This is a genomic window from Gabonibacter chumensis (assembly GCF_024741215.1).
Classification (GTDB): domain Bacteria; phylum Bacteroidota; class Bacteroidia; order Bacteroidales; family Marinifilaceae; genus Gabonibacter; species Gabonibacter massiliensis.
In genome coordinates this window covers 1,364,382-1,385,676 of record NZ_JANSKB010000001.1, presented here as the reverse complement: position 1 = coordinate 1,385,676, position 21,295 = coordinate 1,364,382, and the positions used below count along the sequence as shown (strand labels likewise).

General features: G+C 42.6%; 19 protein-coding genes. 7 read left to right on the top strand and 12 right to left on the bottom strand.

The features are described from left to right. Positions 1-21 precede the first annotated feature (21 nt). The gene (locus NVS78_RS05935) at positions 22-942 is read left to right on the top strand and encodes a DUF368 domain-containing protein (RefSeq protein WP_286358334.1); all 921 of its coding nucleotides are present in this window, start codon (positions 22-24) and stop codon (positions 940-942) included. 40 nt (positions 943-982) lie between these two features. Here NVS78_RS05935 and NVS78_RS05930 read toward each other — a convergent pair whose 3' ends face one another. Beyond that, complete coding sequence (locus NVS78_RS05930; RefSeq protein WP_286358333.1) at positions 983-2,908, bottom strand: SpoIIE family protein phosphatase; 1,926 nt, start codon at positions 2,906-2,908, stop codon at positions 983-985. Positions 2,909-3,274: 366 nt separating this feature from the next. On the opposite strand from NVS78_RS05930, the gene NVS78_RS05925 reads away from it, so the two are divergent. Together NVS78_RS05925 and NVS78_RS05920 are read left to right on the top strand one after the other, a co-directional pair. Next, entirely contained in the window at positions 3,275-4,867 is a 1,593-nt protein-coding gene (locus NVS78_RS05925) for a thiamine pyrophosphate-dependent enzyme (RefSeq protein ID WP_286358332.1), read from the top strand. Between the two features lie 43 nt (positions 4,868-4,910). After that, positions 4,911-5,498, top strand: coding sequence for an indolepyruvate oxidoreductase subunit beta (locus tag NVS78_RS05920; RefSeq protein ID WP_041504329.1), 588 nt, complete (start codon positions 4,911-4,913; stop codon positions 5,496-5,498). A 41-nt stretch (positions 5,499-5,539) separates the two neighbouring features. Here the strand turns inward: NVS78_RS05920 and NVS78_RS05915 are convergent, their stop codons facing one another. The 9 genes from NVS78_RS05915 to NVS78_RS05875 form a co-directional block, all read right to left on the bottom strand. Further along, entirely contained in the window at positions 5,540-6,340 is an 801-nt protein-coding gene (locus tag NVS78_RS05915; RefSeq protein WP_286358331.1) for a metal ABC transporter permease, read from the bottom strand. Positions 6,341-6,448: 108 nt separating this feature from the next. Then, the gene (locus NVS78_RS05910) at positions 6,449-7,201 is read right to left on the bottom strand and encodes a metal ABC transporter ATP-binding protein (RefSeq protein ID WP_286358330.1); all 753 of its coding nucleotides are present in this window, start codon (positions 7,199-7,201) and stop codon (positions 6,449-6,451) included. Between the two features lies 1 nt (position 7,202). Next, positions 7,203-8,060 (bottom strand): metal ABC transporter solute-binding protein, Zn/Mn family, encoded by an 858-nt coding sequence (locus tag NVS78_RS05905; RefSeq protein WP_286358329.1) that lies wholly within the window; start codon positions 8,058-8,060, stop codon positions 7,203-7,205. A gap of 1 nt (position 8,061) precedes the next feature. Beyond that, the gene (locus NVS78_RS05900; protein ID WP_286358328.1) at positions 8,062-8,541 is read right to left on the bottom strand and encodes an S-ribosylhomocysteine lyase; all 480 of its coding nucleotides are present in this window, start codon (positions 8,539-8,541) and stop codon (positions 8,062-8,064) included. Between the two features lie 12 nt (positions 8,542-8,553). After that, complete coding sequence (locus tag NVS78_RS05895) at positions 8,554-9,261, bottom strand: 5'-methylthioadenosine/adenosylhomocysteine nucleosidase (RefSeq protein WP_286358327.1); 708 nt, start codon at positions 9,259-9,261, stop codon at positions 8,554-8,556. Between the two features lies 1 nt (position 9,262). Continuing rightward, a complete protein-coding gene (locus NVS78_RS05890) occupies positions 9,263-9,904 on the bottom strand; it encodes an MBL fold metallo-hydrolase (RefSeq protein WP_286358326.1) in 642 nt (213 codons plus the stop codon). Between the two features lie 149 nt (positions 9,905-10,053). Further along, positions 10,054-10,515 carry a hypothetical protein gene (locus NVS78_RS05885; protein ID WP_286358325.1) on the bottom strand — a complete coding sequence of 154 codons (462 nt, stop codon included), beginning with the start codon at positions 10,513-10,515 and terminating at the stop codon, positions 10,054-10,056. A gap of 121 nt (positions 10,516-10,636) precedes the next feature. Further along, entirely contained in the window at positions 10,637-11,506 is an 870-nt protein-coding gene (locus NVS78_RS05880; RefSeq protein WP_041504321.1) for a YitT family protein, read from the bottom strand. A gap of 88 nt (positions 11,507-11,594) precedes the next feature. Then, a complete protein-coding gene (locus NVS78_RS05875) occupies positions 11,595-13,301 on the bottom strand; it encodes a glutamine--tRNA ligase/YqeY domain fusion protein (RefSeq protein ID WP_286358324.1) in 1,707 nt (568 codons plus the stop codon). Positions 13,302-13,379: 78 nt separating this feature from the next. Here NVS78_RS05875 and NVS78_RS05870 point away from each other — a divergent pair, with 78 nt between their 5' ends. The 3 genes from NVS78_RS05870 (at position 13,380) to NVS78_RS05860 (ending at position 17,650) form a co-directional block, all read left to right on the top strand. Then, a complete protein-coding gene (locus tag NVS78_RS05870; protein WP_286358323.1) occupies positions 13,380-15,359 on the top strand; it encodes a putative porin in 1,980 nt (659 codons plus the stop codon). 36 nt (positions 15,360-15,395) lie between these two features. Further along, on the top strand, positions 15,396-16,784 hold the full coding sequence (locus tag NVS78_RS05865; RefSeq protein ID WP_286358322.1) for an MltF family protein: 1,389 nt from the start codon (positions 15,396-15,398) through the stop codon (positions 16,782-16,784). Positions 16,785-16,900: 116 nt separating this feature from the next. Continuing rightward, positions 16,901-17,650: a hypothetical protein gene (locus NVS78_RS05860; protein ID WP_286358321.1), complete on the top strand. Its 750-nt coding sequence runs from the start codon at positions 16,901-16,903 to the stop codon at positions 17,648-17,650. A 40-nt stretch (positions 17,651-17,690) separates the two neighbouring features. Here NVS78_RS05860 and hydG read toward each other — a convergent pair whose 3' ends face one another. Both hydG and NVS78_RS05850 read right to left on the bottom strand, forming a co-directional pair. Then, positions 17,691-19,190, bottom strand: a complete 1,500-nt coding sequence (gene hydG, locus NVS78_RS05855) for a [FeFe] hydrogenase H-cluster radical SAM maturase HydG (protein ID WP_286358320.1) — start codon at positions 19,188-19,190, stop codon at positions 17,691-17,693. Between the two features lie 156 nt (positions 19,191-19,346). Then, positions 19,347-19,796, bottom strand: a complete 450-nt coding sequence (locus NVS78_RS05850; RefSeq protein WP_286358319.1) for a GatB/YqeY domain-containing protein — start codon at positions 19,794-19,796, stop codon at positions 19,347-19,349. 114 nt (positions 19,797-19,910) lie between these two features. Between NVS78_RS05850 and NVS78_RS05845 the strand changes: the two genes are divergently transcribed. After that, complete coding sequence (locus NVS78_RS05845; protein WP_286358318.1) at positions 19,911-21,242, top strand: MATE family efflux transporter; 1,332 nt, start codon at positions 19,911-19,913, stop codon at positions 21,240-21,242. Positions 21,243-21,295 lie beyond the last annotated feature (53 nt).

Below are 21,295 nucleotides of genomic sequence, written 5' to 3'. Positions count from 1 at the left end.
AAAACTTTTTAATTTAAATATATGCAAAAAAGAAACTATCTATTACTTGTCTTGAGGGGATGTGCAATGGGTGCGGCCGATGTCATACCGGGAGTATCCGGAGGCACCATTGCTTTTATTACCGGAATATATGAAGAATTAATCAATTCCATTCGCTCCATTAATTTACAAGCTTTACGACTTCTGTTTACTTTCAGATGGCAAGAATTATGGAAACACATAAACGGTAATTTCTTATTTTCCGTGGTTGCCGGAATAGCGATATCCATATTCTCCTTAGCCAAACTAATGAAATTCCTGTTAGAAACATATCCTATTCACGTCTGGTCTTTTTTCTTCGGACTAATCATAGCCTCCGCCTTTTTAGTTTTTAAAGAAGTTAAAAACTGGAATACCTTTACCGTACTTTCGTTATTAGCAGGAGGTGTAATAGCCTATACGATCACGGTACTTACCCCAACCACGACACCAGAGACCTGGTGGTTTATCTTACTCTCGGGAGCTATCGCCATTTGTGCCATGATCCTACCCGGAATATCCGGAGCTTTTATTCTCCTTTTACTCGGGAAATACGAATATATCATCACCGCCGTTAGTAATTTCAATATCGGTATACTACTTATTTTTTTAGTAGGAGCCGTTTCCGGATTAATCGCATTTTCTCATTTACTTTCTTGGTTATTAAAAAATTATCACGGACTGACGGTTGCGTTATTGATCGGGTTTATGATCGGATCTTTGAATAAAATATGGCCCTGGAAAATCGACAATCCGGAATTCATCAACGGAGAGATATTCGAAACGGAAAAAAATGTTCTGCCCCATACCTTCGAACAAATGCAGGTAAGCGATCCTTATACATGGCAAGCCATACTCATGTGCGTCCTCGGGTTCTTACTGATTTGGGGGATCGAAAGAATGGCCGTAGCGTTAAAAAAATGACATGGAACAGACGACCTTATTCATGCACGAACAAGGTCGTCTATTTTTCTGTTTCCGGGTAAAAAGATATACTTAACAAGGTCTGGTCGTCAGATTGTAGGGCTCCCGAAACAAACTCATTGACATCGATCAGAATGGCTTCGATCATTCCTTTCGAAGAGGAAGAAGCATGGTTTCGAATCGTTTCCAACAGTCGTTCCCGCGAATAAAGCTTATGTCCGACATTCTCCGCTTCCGTAATTCCGTCCGTATAGAGCAACATCTTTGCTCCCGGCTCCCATGAACAATTGTACTCCTTATACTCGTACTCCTTCAATATGCCTAAAGGAAGACTCGGTTCCATCTCCATAATCCGAACCGAACGGTCCGGTTGGATCATAACGGGTAAAGAGTGACCTGCATTGCAAAATTTAAACTTCCCGCTCTTCAAATGAAGCATTCCGACGAAAAAAGTGACAAACCGATCCGGCTGTCCCGAACGCAATAACCCCTGATTGATAAAATTCGTCACATATTGAGGTTCGAAATTCGAAAAAGAGATGGAACGCATCAAACTCAATGTCGTAGCCATCAATAAAGAAGCCGGAACTCCTTTTCCCGACACATCCCCTATCGCAAAACAAAGTTCGTCTCCAATTACAAAGTAATCATAAAAATCACCCCCGACCTGTCGCGCGGGGTTCAGAACGGCATAAAGTTCCACCCCTTCCCATTTGGGACAGGCAACAGCCGGCTTAGGAAGTAACCCCATCTGAATATCGTGAGCAATACGCAATTCACTCTCTATCTTTTCTTTTGCCGAAGTGGTCTGCTGTAAGCGCTCGATAAACATCGTCAATTGTTGCTGCATGTATTCAAACGAATCCCGCAACTCTGCCATCTCATCCCTCGAATGGATGACGGGCAAAGGCGTATCAAACCTTCCTAAGGCTATCGTCCGGGCCGATTGAGCGAAATCTTTCAACGGAGCAGTCAGACGCCTAATCGTTCCGGAACTTATGATGTAAAGCATCAATATAATAATCAAAAAAGCCACCCATAAGATAACATTAAACTGAAAAAATTCACGATAGATCTCCTGGTAGGGACAAACGATTGCCATATACCATTCGGTCGCATTCAAAGGCATATAATATACATAGGCATCTTCATCGTTATCCAACATCCGCATCTTCCCTTTTTTACCCGCCGCAAGCCGCTTGGCAACCAACATTGCCGTCGTATCGGACATCGCCTCGGCCACGTCGAAAATGGTCCGTTCCACCATATTTTTCTCCCTCTTATGAACAATATAATTCCCCAAGCTATCAATAACAATAGCATAACTACTCGGGTACGGCTTAATAGAATCCACCAGATCGGTCAACCAATTAGTCGACAAATCGACAGAGAAAATACCGATAAAACGTCTCTTCTTATCGTACATCGGAACGGAATACGTGGATGTAATTATATCATGATCCCCAAACTCCCTATAAGGCTGACTCCATCGAGATATACCGAATTTCTTGGAACGGGCATACCATCTCTTTTCAAAATAGTTATAGGCGACATCTCCCAACTGAACGGTTATCACCGAATCCCGGCTCATGTAAGAATAAGGAGCAAAATAATATCCTTTAGACTTGAAATAATTCGGCTCAAAAGCAATGGCACAACCAAAAACTTCATCGTTGTTTTCCACCACCCGGCGAGTTACACTGAAGATAGAATCCGCATCCAAGAACCCGTTGGATATCATCCAAGCCATATTTTTCGGAATTTTCTCCACCCCGCGCAAAAGAGTGGTCAATCGCAAATCTGATTTTTCAGCAATATTCCATATACGCTCGTCTACATCCCGCTCCAACTTCAATACGGCATAGTGATAAAAAACACTAAACATAACAATCGCCCAAACGGTCATAGAGGCTATCAAATAAAAACTCAACTTAGCCGAAAATGACCTCTCTATACGTTTAAACATAATCTCAGTGATTAATTGGTCGAAATTAACGAATTCCCTCAAGAAAAACAGGTATTTGACTCTATTTTTTTATTTTTCAGACTCGTTGGATGCTTAAAATAGAGTTATCAGGTAAAACGATATAAAAATTTGCTCTTGTTAAATAATAATGCTACATTAGCACCGAAATGAGTATTGAAAACGTCTTAAATAACGCGTGATGTATCGTCCGTCAGAGTATTATTTCGTATTAGCTTACATTGTAGGCGTTCTTAAACTGTTCGGAGGACTATAAACCGAACGTCCCGTTGTCTCACGGTTGTAGATCGTGAAACCGTTTTTCCATTATAAAAATCAACAAAAACTTAATATCATAATCTTATCACTATGCAAAAACAACTATTATTAGGTGTTGAAGCTATTGCACAAGGTGCTATAGACGGAGGAATCTCCGGAGTATATGCTTACCCCGGAACCCCATCAACAGAGATCACTGAGTACATTCAAGAATCCAAACAGGCTATCGCCCGTAACGTTCACAGAATGTGGTCCGCTAACGAAAAAACAGCAATGGAGGCTGCTTTGGGTATGTCTTATGCCGGTAAAAGAGTATTGGTTTGTATGAAACACGTGGGAATGAACGTCGCTGCCGATTGTTTCATGAACTCGGCTATTACCGGGGCAAACGGCGGAATGGTGGTCACGGCTGCCGACGATCCGTCCATGCACTCTTCTCAAAACGAGCAAGACTCCCGCGCTTACGGAAAGTTCGCTCTCATTCCCATGTTAGAACCCTCCAACCAACAAGAAGCTTACGAAATGACCCGCTACGGTTTTGAACTCTCCGAAAAAATGGGAACCCCCGTAATGATGCGTATCACCACTCGCCTGGCTCACTCCCGTGCCGGAGTCGAAATCCGAGAGGCCGTCAAGGAAAACGACTTGCGCCTGCCGGAAGACAAACGCCAATTCGTATTATTACCTGCCATCGCAAAAAAAAGATACAAGATATTATTAGAAAAACAAACTGCTTTTGAAGAAGAATCCGACCGTTCTGCGTTCAATCGCTACATCGACGGGGCCGACAAATCCATGGGGATTATTGCCTGTGGTATCGGTTACAATTACCTGATGGAAGTATTCAAAGGGAAATGCCCTTATCCGGTAGTTAAGGTCAGTCAGTATCCCCTCCCCAGAAAAATGATTACCCGATTGGCAGAAAGCTGTGAAAAACTTCTGGTCATCGAAGAGGGATATCCCATCATGGAAGAATTGTTAAAAGGATACCTGGAAAAAGAAGAAGTACACGGACGCTTGGACGGTACACTTCCCCGCGACGGAGAATTGAATCCGGATTGGATCGCCAAAGCTTTCGGAATATCCGTAACGGAAGGAGCTCCCGTACCGGAAATAGTAGCCCCCCGCCCTCCCGCTTTATGCGTAGGTTGCAGCCATCGGGATGTATATAACGCGTTAAATGCCGTCGTGGCCGAATATCCCAACGCACGGGTATTCTCGGACATCGGATGTTATACCTTAGGTGCCCTTCCTCCTTTCCAAGCCATTAACTCCTGCGTAGATATGGGAGCCTCTATCACTATGGCCAAAGGTGCAGCGGATGCCGGATTATATCCTGCCGTATCTGTTATCGGAGACTCTACTTTTACCCACTCCGGGATGACGGGTCTTTTGGACGCCGTAAATGAAAAATCCAACATTACCATCATTATTTCGGATAACGAATCCATCTCTATGACAGGAGGACAGGAATCTTCCGCCTTAGGACATCTTGAAGCCATCTGTCGCGGTATTGGAGTGGAGCCGGAACATATCCGGGTTTTGCTTCCTGTTCCGAAAAACCACGATGAACTTTGTAAAATTATCCGCGACGAGATAGAATACAAGGGCGTATCCGTGATCATTCCGAGAAGAGTTTGTATCCAGAAAGCTTCCCGCGACGCCAAGAAAAAGAAAAAATAAAAGATAACGGATCAATTGGAAATCCACTTTAAAATTAAAAATTATGAAGACAGATATCATATTAGCCGGTGTAGGAGGACAAGGTATATTGTCTATCGCTGCCGCTTTAGGTTCAGCAGCCCTCACCAACAACTTATACATGAAACAGGCCGAAACCCATGGGATGAGCCAACGAGGCGGGGATGTTCAATCCTATATGAGGATATCGGATCAACCGATCTTCTCCGATCTGATTGCCAAAGGTTCAGCCGACATCATTCTTTCGGTTGAACCCATGGAAGCTCTACGTTATTTGCCTTACCTGAAACAAGGCGGATACGTGGTAACCAACTCCACGCCATTCATCAATATTCCGAACTACCCGGATACCGAAGAGCTGATGAAAACATTAAAGGCATTACCTCACCAGGTAATCATCGATGCCGATACCATCGCAAAAGAAGCAGCCGGAAATGTCAGAGCCAGTAATTTTGTCATGTTAGGAGCCGCATCACCTTTTATCGAGATTCCTTTCGAATACCTCGAAAAAGGAATTGCAGCAATCTTCGAACGGAAAGGAGCCGACATCGTGGAAATGAATCTAAAAGCCTTACGTGCCGGACGCCAATTCGCACAAAACTACATCAAGTAAATAACAATACCCCGGGTACGCTTGAGAACCGTGCCCGGGATTCACTTTTTGCGTCTAATCAAATAACAGACCAGAAAAACGACTAAAAAGCAGAGGACAATAGCAGCCCCGGAAGGGATCTCCAAAAAAGCGGAAAGAAAAAGTCCCACGACAGATCCTAAACAACTAATTAAGGTAGAGAGTATCAATTGTTGTTGGAAATTTTTATAAAACATACCTCCGATAGCCTGAGGCATGGTCAGGTAAGAGATAACAAGAATGATTCCCGCCAACTTCATGCAGAGAACGATACAAAGAGCAATTAAGGCCGTAATTCCGATCTCTATCGAAGAAAGAGCGATATAATGGGTCCGACTGTACTCTTTATCGAAAGCGATATAAAAAAGCGGACGATAAAACTTCATAAAAAAAAGAAAAATCATTACACAGAGCAACAATGCCATCATAAGTTGATCCCTGGTAATAGTCAATATATTACCGAAAAGATAAGAAAGGAGATTCGGAGCATAGCCCGGTGTCAAGTAGATAAACAGTACCCCGATAGCCATCCCGGCCGACCAAAATATGCCGATTAAAGAGTCTTCTTTGAAACGCTTGTTATCGGATAAATACAAAATGCAGAAAGCGGCAATTAAAGCAAACACAGCAGCGCCGAAAAGGGGTGAGATACCCAAAAAATAAGCTAATCCCAAACCTCCGAACGAAGCATGAGTGATTCCCCCACTAATAAAAACCATTCGCTTAGCCACGATATAAGTTCCTATCAAACCGCAGCTTATCCCGATTAATATCGTTCCGACTAAGGCATTCTGAAAAAATCCGTACTCCAATAAATCGAACATATTTAATTTAAGATTTATGATTGCAGCTCGTTGATTTAAAATTCAGTGTTTTTGTTATTATCACCGTTTTCATCATCACTCGATCTTTCATATTAACTTCCAACTCCTTTACATTTCACCCTTATCGTGTTTCAATAACACCCGATGAGGCACCGTCCCGTGAGAGATCAACTCTATCGGGCAATTATACATCTTCAACTGTTCCTGAGAAATCAGATTCGACTCATGATAATGTAAGCCCCCATTCACACAGGCAATCGTTTTCACGTAAGAACATATCATCCCCAAATCATGGGAAACCATCACGATACTCATCTTTTTATTCAACTTCTCCAATAATCCGTAAAACTCCTTTTCGAAATTCGTATCGACATAGGTTGAAGGTTCATCCAATATCAGGATTTTAGGTGACGAAATAATGGCCCGGCATAAAAAAACACGTTGCATCTGTCCGCCCGACAAATCGCCGATGGGAGTTTTCCGGTAAGCCGACATACCGTAGGTCTCCAATAATGCATCCACTTTCAAACGGTCCTCTTTCGAATAAGATTTCCATATTCCTTTTTCCGACATAAGCCCCGACAAAACCACCTCCTCCACATGAATGGGAAAACGGGCGTCAAAACGACTGTTTTGCGGCAGATAACCAAATAACGATTGCTTGGAGGTATAATAAATAATCTCCCCGGAAAACGGCTTTATCAAACCCAAAATAATTTTTAACAAAGTGGTTTTACCCCCTCCGTTAGGACCGATAATACCGATAAAATCGTTTTTACGAACGGCTAAATTCACTCCTTGCAAAACCACACGCCCTTCGTAGCCGGCACTTATTCCTCTCAATTCTATAATATCGTCCATATCAATCCATTTTCAGATCAATAATCTTCAATAAAGCATTCATCTCTTCCTTCCAATCCGGATTCAAAGGATCTATAGAGATTACCTCTCCCCCGATCTCCGTGGCGATAGCATGCGCATTAGCCTCATCGAACTGACTCTGAATAAAAACGACCCGCACTCCCTTTTCCCGGCTACGATCAATAATCGTCCTCACATGAACCGGATTAGGCTCTTTACCCTCGTCTTCTATCGCTATTTGTTCCATTCCGTAATCCCGGGCAAAGTAAGTTAAAGCCGGATGATAGATCAAAAACAATTTATGCCGTTTGGATAAAACAATCCGACGGGCTTCCCGATCCACACTATCTATCTCCTGCATAAAACGATCGCAATTTTCCGAAAAAAGATTCTTTTTTTCCGGAAACTTATCACTCAAAACGTCCCGTATGGTTCGAGCCATCTGTTTGGCGTAAGTTGGCGACATCCAAATATGCAGGTCCAGACTTTCCACGTCTCCATGTTTATGCGCCGGGAACTCCTTTTCCGGAAGCTCGATAGCGTCAGTATGTTTTATCAGTTGAATATCCCTCCTGTTTTTCAACAAGGAGTAAATATGAGTAAGCTCGAACGGCAAATACCCGATTGCAAAATAGAGAGAACTATTATTCAGCATTTTCAGCTGCTCGGATGTCAAATCGCTTATAGCAGGATTGGCGCCGGGCGGAATCATCACGTTCACTCGTGCGAAATCCCCCGCGATACGCTCTACAAAATATTTTTGCGGCAATATGCTCACACTGATATTTTTGGATTTATCCTGCTTTGTACCGCAAGCGACAATACATAACACCAGCACTATTCCCCAAATCCATTTCATACTATTCCGGATATACCATATTTTTTTCTTCAATCACATCCAAGACTTCCGTCAGGTATTTAGCCGCTTCATATTTGGCCATAGGTAAATTATGTAACAAATAATTTCCGCAATCCTTAGGGGCCGCTCCCGGAACCTCTCCCTCAAAATCCCGGATGAACCGGAAAGTCTCACGCATCAATTCCACAATATCCCGAGGCTCCAAATCCCCTTTCACCAAAAAATAGTTTCCGGTACAACAACCCATCGGACCCCAGAAAATAATTTTATCTCTCCATTGCGGGTCATTTCTCAAATAAGTGGCTGCCAAATGTTCGATGGTATGCAACTCTCCTTGCCCCAATACCGGTTCCCGGTTCGGCTCTTTCATTCGGATATCGAAGGTCGTAACCAGCTCGTTTCCGACTGCATCCTTCCGAGAAACATATATTCCTCTTAACAGGCGAATATGATCTATAGTAAAACTCGGTATCTTTTCCATTATTCTTCCATTTTATATCCTTGCTTTCATTTTTCCGACACGCGCAATCAACTCTTTCAGTATCAAAAAAGAGCGCTTGGGAGCTTCTTCCCAAAAATTCCGATATTGTCCGGAATGATTCTCTACTCCCGGGGTATCGCTAATGATACGGTAACTTAAAAAAGGAATATCCATCAAATAACAGACCTGAGCGATGGAACTGGATTCCATATCCACGGCCAAACCCTCCGGAAATCTCTTTTTTATTTTAGCTAAAGCCGCCTGATCCGTAATAAACTGATCCCCGCTACAAATCAACCCGCCATATACCTGTCCTTCATGAGGAATATCCAACGCAACCCGATAAAGCTCCTCATCCGAAACAAACCGGGACGGTAATCCTTGTACTTGCCCGTATTCATTTCCTTCTCCGCACCAAACATCGTGATATACCATCTGCTTTCCGACCACAATATCCATCACCCGAGTAAGCGGATCGATTCCCCCGGCCACCCCGGTATTGATAATGACATCCGGAACATAATCCCGAATTAACAGAACCGTTCCCACGGCCGAGCATACTTTACCGATCCCCGACTTCACCAAAACAACCCGACACCCCTCTACCTGTCCTTCCAAAAAACATATCCCATGATGCTCTTTCTCTTGCTTTCCCGTTAAAAGCGACCTGACCAGCTCGTATTCCGAACTCATGGCCACAATGACTCCTATCGTCTTCATATTACACCTGAAAAAAAGGGTTATATCTCTTTTCCGCTCCGATCGTTGTCTCCCTTCCATGTCCCGGAATAACCCGTACATCATCGGGTAAAACAAACAATTTAGCACGTATCCCATCCAAAAGTTCCGCCATATTGCCACCCGGTAAATCCGCCCGTCCGACACTTCCCTCAAACAATACATCTCCGGCAATCAACAATTTATCCTGTTCACTATAAAAGCAAACACCACCGGGGGAATGGCCCGGCACATGAATTACACGCAACGCCGAATGACCGAAACGAACGATCTGGCCGTCTTCCAAAAAATCACCCAAAGCCGGTGGCGGAGTAATCCCCCGTACCCCCAACATAGCCGCATACTTTTCTGCATCCTCTACCCAAAAAGCATCCGCGGGATGAGCTCGAGCCGACAAACCGTATTCATTAAACATAAAATCGTTCCCGAAAATATGATCTATATGCAAGTGGGTATCCAGCAACGCAACCGGTTTCAAATGATGATCCGCTAAAAAATCCTTCACCCGCAGACGTTCTTCTTCCGAAAAACATCCGCAATCTATTACCACGGCCTCACCCGTCTCATCATACAATACGACCGTGTTCTCTTGCCACGGATTATTTACAAATACCTTTATTTCCATCTCTCTCCATTTTATATCTCTTACAAAGATAATACGATTTACGATTTATAACGGAGGATGACTTGAGGAAAATCAAAAAATCATAAAACAAAAATCTTCCCGCATCGCTTAAGCACAACTAAGGACGATCCAAAGAAAAAATAAATTATCTAATTAAATTTAAATTCTTCCTCCATGATGACATCATCCGTAGGTTCTTCTGCCGAAAAATCAAATCGGCGCAAAACAATCGAGTCTCGTCCTAAGCTGGTTGTATCAATCACATAAATCCGATTCCTCCAATTATCTAAAATATCGACTTTGGGGGAAGACAACAACCATTTTTCATCATAATAAGAGATACTATCCAAAAAAGAACGGGATTTGATTAATGTATCATTTAAATAATCTTCCCGCATATTGGTATGCCTAATAAAAATACATTCCAAATCAGATACATCTCTAAAAGTAAAACTATAAACTATGTAGCCATAATTTTCCCTACATTCTTTCATGTATTGTATTTTTTCAGAATCTTTTCCTATTAAAACATACACCGGAATACTTCCTTCCTCTTTACTTTGCAGCAAAAGCAAAGGGAAAAAGAAAATAACCATTACAAGTAATTTCATCACACTGTTTTTACTTTAATCTTTACATCTAATAGCCACTTCCGCACACATAAACAGTCATAAAAATCCTCCCCGATCTGTTATTGCAAACCGGGGAGGATTTTTTAAATAATCTTCAGTGTCAAGGTCTTAATGTATCGAATCCCTTACCGTAAACCCCCATTACCGTGTTCATGGTTAAAAATGCCTCCGGATCGACCAGTTTGGTCACCCGCATGATATTTTGCATCTCGCTTTTACGGACCACCACTACCAACATTTTCCGAGCCGATCCCGTGTACCAGCCCAAACAATCCAAAACAGTCACCCCCCGCTTCAGATCATGGGTAATGGAATTAGCCACCTCCTCGTATTTATCCGAAAAAATAAGGAATTGCACGGATTGCATCTGCCCGGTAAATACCATATCGATGGTATAAGAAACCACTCCCATGACCACGTAACCGTACATAATATCCTGAAAACTCCCTTCGATAAAATAACTGCAACCGATGATTACCACATCGATATACATGATAATCTTACCCGGACTGATATTCCGGTATTTATTTATGATCATGGCTATGATATCCGTTCCTGCCGTACTTCCCCCGTTTACCAAAGAAATTCCGATTCCGGCACCGCACATAATACCGGCGATAATGGCACACATGAAACGGTCTTCCAACAGAGGTTCCCGGATATAACTCTGCAGTATTCCCAATAGAAAAGAACTCATGAATATCGCATAAATCGTCTTAATTCCGAACTTGGGACCCAATATCTTCATGGCGATAGCCACCAACAAGAAATTGATGACGAAATAGCTGACACCGATAGGAATCAACTCATTCGATAAAAAATAAATAATCGTAGCTATACCCGTCACCCCGCCTCCTACAATCTTTTGAGGAGCCAAAAAGGCGGTCACGGCAAAAGCATACATCATCAGACCTATCGTAATCAATACATATGCCCTGACTTCTGATACAACTTTCTTTTTCGACAACATTTAGTTTAAATTTAAAGTACAAATTACGATTTACAATCGCCGGAAAAAGCCGGCATTGCAAATCGTACATTTCATTAATATCAAGTAATTAACTATTCTGTTTTGCCCAAGTATCCTTCAATCCCACGGTACGGTTAAACACCAATTTCCCCGGCCGCGAATCCTTGTCCACACAAAAATATCCCAGTCGCTGGAATTGGAAACGATCTCCCTCCTTCACCTCTTTCAAACTCGGTTCCAGCTTGCAACGAGTAAGCACCTTCAAAGAGTTTTCATTCAAAAATTCCTTAAAATCAATATCTTTATGCCCGGCAGGATCCGGATCTTTGAACAGACGATCGTACAATCGCACCTCCGCATCGATAGCGTCCGCCGCGGAAACCCAATGCAAAGTCCCCTTTACTTTCCGGTTGCTATTGATCCCGCTACCACTCCGCGTATCCGGGTCATACGTACAATGGATTGTCGTCACGTTTCCCTCCTCATCTTTTTCCACGCTTTCGCATTTTACGATATAAGCCCCCTTTAAACGGACCTCATTTCCGATCGTCATACGGAAAAACTTCTTCGGAGCATTCTCCATGAAATCATCCCGCTCGATATAGAGTTCTCCGGAGAAAGGGACTGCCCGTGTTCCGGCACTCTCGTCTTCCGGGTTATTTTCGATCTCCACGTATTCAGTCTGTCCTTGCGGATAATTATCGATAACTACCTTCACGGGGTCCAACACGGCCATTACCCGGGGGGCCACCTTATTCAAATGCTCCCGTATACAAAACTCCAACAAGGCCATATCCACGACTATTTCCCGGCGGGCGACCCCCACTTTTTCGGCAAAATTACGAATGGATTCGGGAGTATACCCGGCCCGACGCAAACCGGAGATAGTCGGCATGCGGGGATCGTCCCATCCGGCCACGATTCCCTTCTGTACCAGCTCCAACAAACGACGTTTACTCATCACCGTATAACTCAGATTGCGACGAGCGAATTCGATCTGCCGGGGACGATATTCGGTTTCGATCAACTGATCCAAAAACCAATTGTATAACGGTCGATGCACTTCAAATTCCAAAGTACATATGGAATGAGTGATCCCTTCCAGGTAATCGCTTTGTCCGTGAGTAAAATCATACATGGGATAAATGCACCATTGATTACCGGTACGATGGTGAGCCACGTGCATAATACGATACATGATCGGGTCGCGCATCAACATATTAGAAGAGGCCATATCTATTTTGGCCCGCAACACTTTCTCTCCGGCCTGAAACTCTCCGCTTTTCATTCTCCGGAACAAATCCAAATTTTCTTCCGGAGTCCGGTCCCGGTAAGGACTGTTTACTCCCGGTTCGGTAGGCGTCATCCGTTGGGCGCTGATTAGTTCTGCCGGTTGATCGTCCACGTAAGCCTTTCCCCCCATAATCATCTTTTCCGCCCAATCATACAATTGTTGGAAATAATCAGAAGCGTAATGAGGTTCTCCTTCCCATTGAAATCCCAGCCACCGGATATCCCCCAATATCGAATCAATATACTCCACATCCTCCTTCGACGGGTTGGTATCATCGAAACGCAAATTGCATTTCCCGTTGTATTTGGCCGCCAAACCGAAGTTCAGACAAATCGACGTCGCGTGGCCGATATGTAAATAACCGTTAGGTTCCGGCGGAAAACGCGTGTGCACCCGTCCTCCGTTCTTGCCCTCTGCCAGCTCCTCTTCTATGATCTGTTCTATGAAATTCAATGATTTCACTTCATTCTCTTCTTCCGATACGAGATGATTCTTATCCATACTAAAATTATTTAACATACGAGTCGCAAAGGTAATTAATTTATGAGAGTTTTAAAAGTTTCTGTATATTTGCAGGCCATGAAAAAATTATTTTACATCATCATATTTTGCCTGAGTTCTATCATATCGCTGGCGCAGAGCGATTATGACTATGACAACGAGGAGGAAAGAGATCCCCGGGACAGAAGAATGGAACAAGATTCCGTAGAAAAACCCGATGTCAAACATTATCGTATGACTTGGAGATGGATGCATAACGGTGTTTATAAAAAATTCATTCCTTTGGACACTCTTACGGATGGAATCCAAAACTTCAATCCCATATTTAAACAAAGCGTCTCCAATACCTACTTGGGCAATTTACCTTCGGCCTATGAATCCAATATCTTTATCAATCGGATCGAAAGCGAAGATTTTTTCCCTTTGAACCGGGTAAGAGCTTATATCTTCAAACCGGAAGACGCCTTGGAATACAACACGACAACCCCTTTCACCCAACTCAACTACTTCAACGGAGGAGGCCGTACCAAATCGGAAGACCTGTTAGACGTATGGCACGTCCAAAATATCCGTCCTTATTGGAGTGCCGGATTCCGCTACAATATCATATCGGGACTCGGGGCTTACTCTTACCAAAAGTCCAAAACCTATAATCTCTCGTTCTTTTCTTCTTACGAGCTAAAACGGGTAGCCATATCTTTTTTCATCAACCAAAATGTCGGCCACTATACTGAAAACGGAGGAATTCAGGATCTCTACTTTTTACGGGATACGACCTTGGATTCGCAATTAATCCCGACAAATCTCGTCAGTGAACCTCGAAACAATTTTTATAATTTCAATCTTTATGCTTTAGGCCAATACAATATCGGCAAGGGAAAAGAGATCATTACTCAACGGGACTCCGCCCGTACGGACACGACCATCGTCTATCCGATGAAAGCGGTATTATCCTTTAATGTTCAAGATAACCAGTACAAATTCAAGGAGAAATCCGTAGAGACATCTTTTTTCCCGAACACTTATATCGACAGCATGTCCAATGCGGATATCGTCAACAACAAACGGTTCGAGATCACGACCAAACTCATCGTGAATGAACATCCCAAATACAAATACTTACCGGGTATATACGCCGGACTAAATTTCAAGTACCTGAATTATCACCAACGAATCAATATAGATCAGGATACGACAACGAACGATTTCGGAAGCAGTAAATACACGGGGACTTATTTGACAGCCGGAACCTTTAACGTAGACACCAACTCCCTGTTTAATTTCGACATATGGGCCGCCTACTGTTTATTCGGCGACTACAATACGGATTACAACTTACAGGGAGAGATCACACAATACCTGAACCGGGGAAAAAATTCGTCGGTAACGATCAATGCATCATTGGAAAATAAAACCCCCAACCCATTTTATGAGCTTTACATGGGAAATCATAACATCTGGAAAAATAACTTCGGAAAAATTCATTCCTACCAACTACAAGGAAAATACCGGAATATTCGTCGCCGTACAGAAGTCGGCATCGCCTTAAACAATACCAAAGGATACATCTATCTGGATACGATTGCCATGCCCCGGCAATACGACGGGAACTTAATGGTATTCACGGCTTGGGTAAAACAAAATTTCAGGTTAGGCAATTTTTATTTCGATCAAAAAGTCTACTATCAGGTCAGCAACAAGGAGGATATACTTGCACTTCCCCAGATTGCCCTATATTCCCACAACTATTATCAAAATCGTCTATTCAAAAGGGTGTTAGGCCTGCAATTCGGTATCGATGTCTTCTACACGACCAAGTTCTATGCAGACGCCTATATGCCCTCCATTATGCAATTCTATAACCAAAGGAAAGAGAAAATCGGCAATTATCCCAAGATGGACGTATTCCTCACGTTAAATATAAAACGGGCGGATATCTTTGTCAAATACGATCATTTCAATGAATTCTTCGGCAACCGGAATTACCTTTCGGCCACCAATTACGCCATCGGCCCGGCAACCGTAAAATTTGGCTTACGATGGAATTTCTTTGACTAATTTGATAATTTACAGATCATTTCCTATATTTGTTGTATGTACGTTGTAAAAAAGATTACATACATCTTGTTTTTCTTATGTTGCTTAAACGCCTGCAAAGCAAAACAAGAGGAGCCTTTTGTATTTCCCCGGTCGGGTCTATTGGAAGAAATCACGAAACGAGGCGTATTGAATGTCTGTACTTACTATAACACGACCGATTACTATGTTTACAAAGGCGTCACAAAAGGCTTTCATTACGAACTTGTCAAAGATTTTGCCGAATACCTCGGAGTAAAGCTACATGTCGAGGTAAACTCGGACATGGAAGAGTGCATTCAAGAATTAAACGAAGGGAAATACGATCTGATTGCCATGAGTCTCTCCGTCACCGAAAACCGGAAGAAAAGAATCCTTTTCACGAATCCCCTATTCAAAACCCATAGTGTACTTGTACAAAATAAAAAACGAAAGGAACATGTCGATTCGCTATCGCAACTGTCGGGTAAAGACATTTACATTCAAAAAGGTACTTTCTATGAAGAATTTTTACAACAGTTGAAAGACTCGTTACATTCGGAATTCAATATCTCTCCTTTAACGGAGGCGACCTATGAAGACATTCTGGTCATGATAGAAAACATGGAAGCGGAATTCACCGTTACAGACCATAATATTGCCAAAATAGCCGCACATTACATGCCTTATCTGGATTACAGCCTGTGCTTATCTGACGAATTTCCCATTGCCTGGGGGACTGCATTAAACGGCATTCTCCTCACCGACGAACTAAACGCATGGTTAAACAACATTAAAAAAAGCGGCAAATTCAATGTCCTATACAACCGATATTTCAATAGTAGCTACGTGACCTCCCTGCACAATTCCAAATACTACAAATTAAAAAACGGTAAGATATCCAGTTTTGATCCCATCATAAAAAAAGCAGCCCAAACGATGGGATGGGATTGGCGATTATTGGCCGCTATTATTTTCCAAGAATCCGGATTTAATCCGGAAGCCGTCTCATGGTTAGGAGCTGTAGGACTAATGCAGGTCATGCCGGAAACAGCCCTCACTCTCGGTATCGAAGATTATACCAATCCGAAGGATAATGTCCGCGCAGGAACAACTTATCTCAAACGCTTGGAAAAAATATTTTCCAAATACCCGTTGAAAAAAGAAGACCTGATCAAATTCACGTTAGCAGCCTACAATGCCGGTCCCGGACATGTCATAGATGCGATGAAATTAGCCGAAGCGTACAATAAGGATCCCTATGTATGGAATAACAATGTCGATTACTTTCTACTCCACAAGTCTAATCCCGAGTTCTACCGGGACACATTAATCCGGCATGGGTATTGTGACGGCAAACAAGCTTATGATTTTGTAAATAATATCCTCGAAAATTATTCCCATTACAAAAACACAATTCCGGAATAAAATTGAAACTCAGTCAAATTTAACAAAACTCATTGTACGAATTATTGATTCGCACATCTTTTTTTCATACCTTCGCATTTAGAACTTGTCATACTTTTTATAATTATAGGAATAACATGCCTTACAGAAGATTACCCAATACGGATGCAGCCAGGATACGCGCTTTGGAAACAGCATTGAAGAACGAGGCATCCTCGGATTTCAACGATTTGCCTTTTTCCCTTTCGTTGAAACAAAAAATAGAGTTCTTTTTACCCAAATTCAAAACGGCCATTACCAATTCACAGGTCGCGAGAGACAAACAAAACGTTAACAGCCGAAAATACGCTGAATATACCAGAAAAGCAAAATTATACATATCCCATTTTTTACAGGTATTGAATTTCACTATTGCCCGCGGAGAATTGAAATCCTCGGCCAGAACCTTTTACGGGTTAGATGAAAACAATTCGAAACTCCCTCCCCTGATCAGCGAACAGGATTTATTGGAATGGGGAGCCAAGATTATCAACGGAGAACAGGAACGGACCCGTAACGGAGGAGGTAATCCTGTCTATAGCCCTTCCATCGCTTTAGTAAAAGTCAATTATGAAAACTTTAAACAGGGATATGCTTCTCAAAAACAATTCCAACAGAACTCGGCTCGTTGCTGCGCAGAAGTAGCTCAATTCCGTAGTGAAGCGGACGAATATATTCTAACTTTATGGAATGAAATAGAAAACTATTACATGGAAATAGAGGACGAGGAGGAACGTCGTAAGAAATGTGAATATTACGGTTTAGTATATGTTTTCCGGCGAGGAGAAAAAGAGAAGATTAAAAGACAAAAAGAAGCCGAACGCATTACATTGAAATTGCCTTTTTGAATGAATCAAAAAGGCAATTTCAATAGTAAAGAGTCCTTTACTACATGTATAAGTCACGTTCCCCTTTAGCTATACGATCGTAATAGGATTTGAACGTGGGCAATAACTTCTTGTCCGTAAAGAAAGAGGTGTGCTCTATCTCCTGCAATTCCCTTTCAATCAATTGTTCTCCGACCGCTTTGGTTTCAGGAGAAGCATAATCATTCAGATATTCCCGGAACGTCAAGACGGCATTCAGCTTACAAAATTTTCCCTCCACACCTTTTTCCAACAAATTCATAATCTTGTCTCCCGTACGTCCGCAACGATAACCTGCCGTGCAGAAAGAGGTAATCATCCCATCCTGAGCCAATTCCCGAATCACCTCATCCAAGCTTCGCTGGTCTCCCAGCATAAACTGGACTTTATCCGAATTCTCCTCTTGACGCAATTTCTTCGAATAGGCTCCAATACCTATTTTAGATGAAGCATCAGTCTGCGTACATCCCATATGAATCAACTCTCTCCTGAACTCGGGATTCTCCCTGGCCGTCACGATCAATCCCGTGTAAGGAATAGCCAAACGTATAACAGTTACCAATCGCTTTGTAGCCTCATCCGTTACCAAATAAGGTGAATGCTCACTGATAAAAGATCCAGGAGCAGGCTGCATTCGAGGGAAGGAAACCGTATGAGGTCCTATACCGAATTGCCGTTCCAGATCCAAAGCATGATACAATAACCCCATCACTTCAAAACGCCAATCGTACAAACCGAACAAGGCTCCAATAGCAACGTCATCGATACCGGCCTCCATAGCCCGGTGCATCGCGTAAAGCCTCCACCCGTAATTTCCTTTAATCGTATGAGCCGGATGTAGTTCGGCATAACGTCCCCGGTGGTAAGTTTCTTGAAATACCTGATAGGTACCGATACCGGCACGCCACAACTTCTTTAAATCCGCTATCTCCATGGGCGCTGCATTCACATTCACCCGACGAATATTATTAAACCCGTTCCCGGTAGGAGTCGTCCGTTTAGTTGCATAGATCGTTGAAATAGAATCAGCCATATAATCGGCACTATTTTTCGGGTGTTCTCCGTAAACGGCTATCATCCTCTTATGTCCCTCGTCAATAACGGCTGCCGTCTCCTCGCGTACCTCATCCATAGTCAAAACATGCCGTTTCTCCTCCTTATTCTCTGCACGGAAACCACAATACACGCAACTATTTACACACAGATTCGACAGATACAGGGGAGCGAAAAAAACGATACGATTATCGTATACCCGTCTTTTAACTTCCAAGGCCGCTTCCTGCATCTCCAGCAATAACTCCGGATCCTCCACGTTCAACAAAGTAGCCGTTTCGGCAGGAGTCAGAATCTTAATCTCCAACGACTTTTTTATAATATCACGCACCTTTTGCCTGTCGGGATTTTTTTGGCGTTCCAGCTCCTCAAATATCTCGACTTCATCGATAAAATCTTTTCCATTGACCAAGTATTTATCGATTTCAGCCTGTTTAATCACATTTTTTGTCCAATCTTTTACGTCCATCTCTATATTTTTATATTACGATTCACACGAGTATAAATCGCAGATTCTTTTTCTGTTGACAAAGATCAGCATTAATTTTATATTATTACAGTATTATCCTATTCTTATTTTCGATGGAGAGATAGAGAAAATCAATGCCTTTTTACTCGTAAGCGATCAACCCAACAACTCTTTGACTTTTGCCGAAATAACTTTTCCCTCGGCCACGCCAGCCAACTCTTTGGTAGCAATTCCCATTACTTTGCCCATATCTTTAGCCGATGTGGCTCCCGTCTTCTCTATAATCCCTTTCAGTGCAGCTATCAACTCTTCCTCCGTCAACGGTTGGGGCAAAAACTCATTCAGTACTTCAACCTGCGCCATTTCATGGGAAAACAGATCCTCCCTACCCTGCTGCTTATAAATATCTGCGGCGTCCCTACCTTGCTTGGCCAATTTCTGTATAATCTTCACACTTTCGCTGTCGGGAATCGAATCTCCCGCCCCCGGAACGGCTTTAGCTTCAATAAACACTTTCTTTATATTTCTCAATACTTCCAAACGTACCGTGTTCTTAGCTTTCATGGCTTCCATGATGCCCTTGCTAACTCTTTCTTCTATTGTCATCTGATATTTTTTAATTTTGAATTTACGAAGTTACTATTAAATTCTCGCATTTTCAATCTCCCGCTTTCAATTTTCGTAAACAAGGTGTAATTTCGTATCTCAAATAAAACATGAATGAAGACAAGCATAAGCAACAAAATCATATGGAACATCGCCTATCCTATCATATTGGGAAGTTTGGCACAAACTTTAATTACACTTACTGATACCGCCTTCCTGGGGAGAGTCAGCGAGATAGCTCTCGGAGCTTCAGCCATAGCCGGAATCTACTATTACGTCTTTTCGACTTTAGCCTGGGGATTTTCTATCGGTATCCAAATTATCGTGGCAAGACGTCTCGGAGAAGGAAGACTTAATCGAATCGGAGTCGTATTCGAACACGGGTTATTTTTCGTCGCTTTTTTAGGTACGTCCCTTTTTCTTGTACAGCATTATTTTACCAAAGAGCTGTTGGAAACAGCAATCCACTCACCCAATATATATGCTGCCGCCATGGAATATATGTCATTCCGGCATTACGGTATAATTTTCGTTTGTTTTAATTTCCTGTACCGGGCCCTATATATCGGATTATCCAATACCAAGATCATCGGGTATTCGACAGCCGTTATGGCTACCGTAAACGTAATATTCAATTACCTTCTGATCTTCGGAAAATTAGGTTTTCCAAACTTGGGAGTCGGTGGAGCAGCCCTCGCTTCCGTTATGGCAGAAATTTCCGCCTTTCTTTTTTTCACCCTGTATACCCTACTTAAACTCCCTCTCAAACAATATGCCTTATTCAGTTTTCACAAAATAGAAGGATGGCTTATGGGAACTATTTTAAAGACAGCTCTTCCCACCATGCTACAAAAACTTCTCTCTTTCGGGACCTGGTTTATTTTTTTCATCCTGGTGGAGCATATGGGCGAACGGCCCATCGCCATTACCATCGTAGTCCGAAGCGTCTATATGCTCATCGTTATTCCGGTATTTGGTTTCGGAGCCACAGCCAATACATTGACAAGCAGACTGATCGGAGAACAAAGACAAAAAGAGGTTATGCCCATGCTTACAAAGGTTATTCGCCTCTCCATGCTAAGTGTTCTCCCGGTATTAGTCATCTGTTATCTATTTCCACAACAAATATTATCTATCTATTCAGATAGCAGCGAACTGATACGAGCATCCGTTAACTCCCTGTATGTCGTTGGATTGGCCGCACTCGCCCTTTGTTTCGGCATCACCTTTTTCGAAGCCATCTCCGGGACGGGAAATACCTCTCACGCTCTCATCCTCGAGACCTTCGTACTTATCCTGTATACTGCCCAGATTTGGTTTTTGGCAAGCGTACTGCAAACGTCAGTCGAATCTGTATGGACGGTGGAAGTCACTTACGGCTTGTGTATCGGCTTTATCTCGTTACTCTATATGAAACATTTCCGCTGGCAAAAGCACAAATTATAATTAAGGGAATTTATATTAACCTAAAAAGTACCTGTCAATGACTACATCTGCAA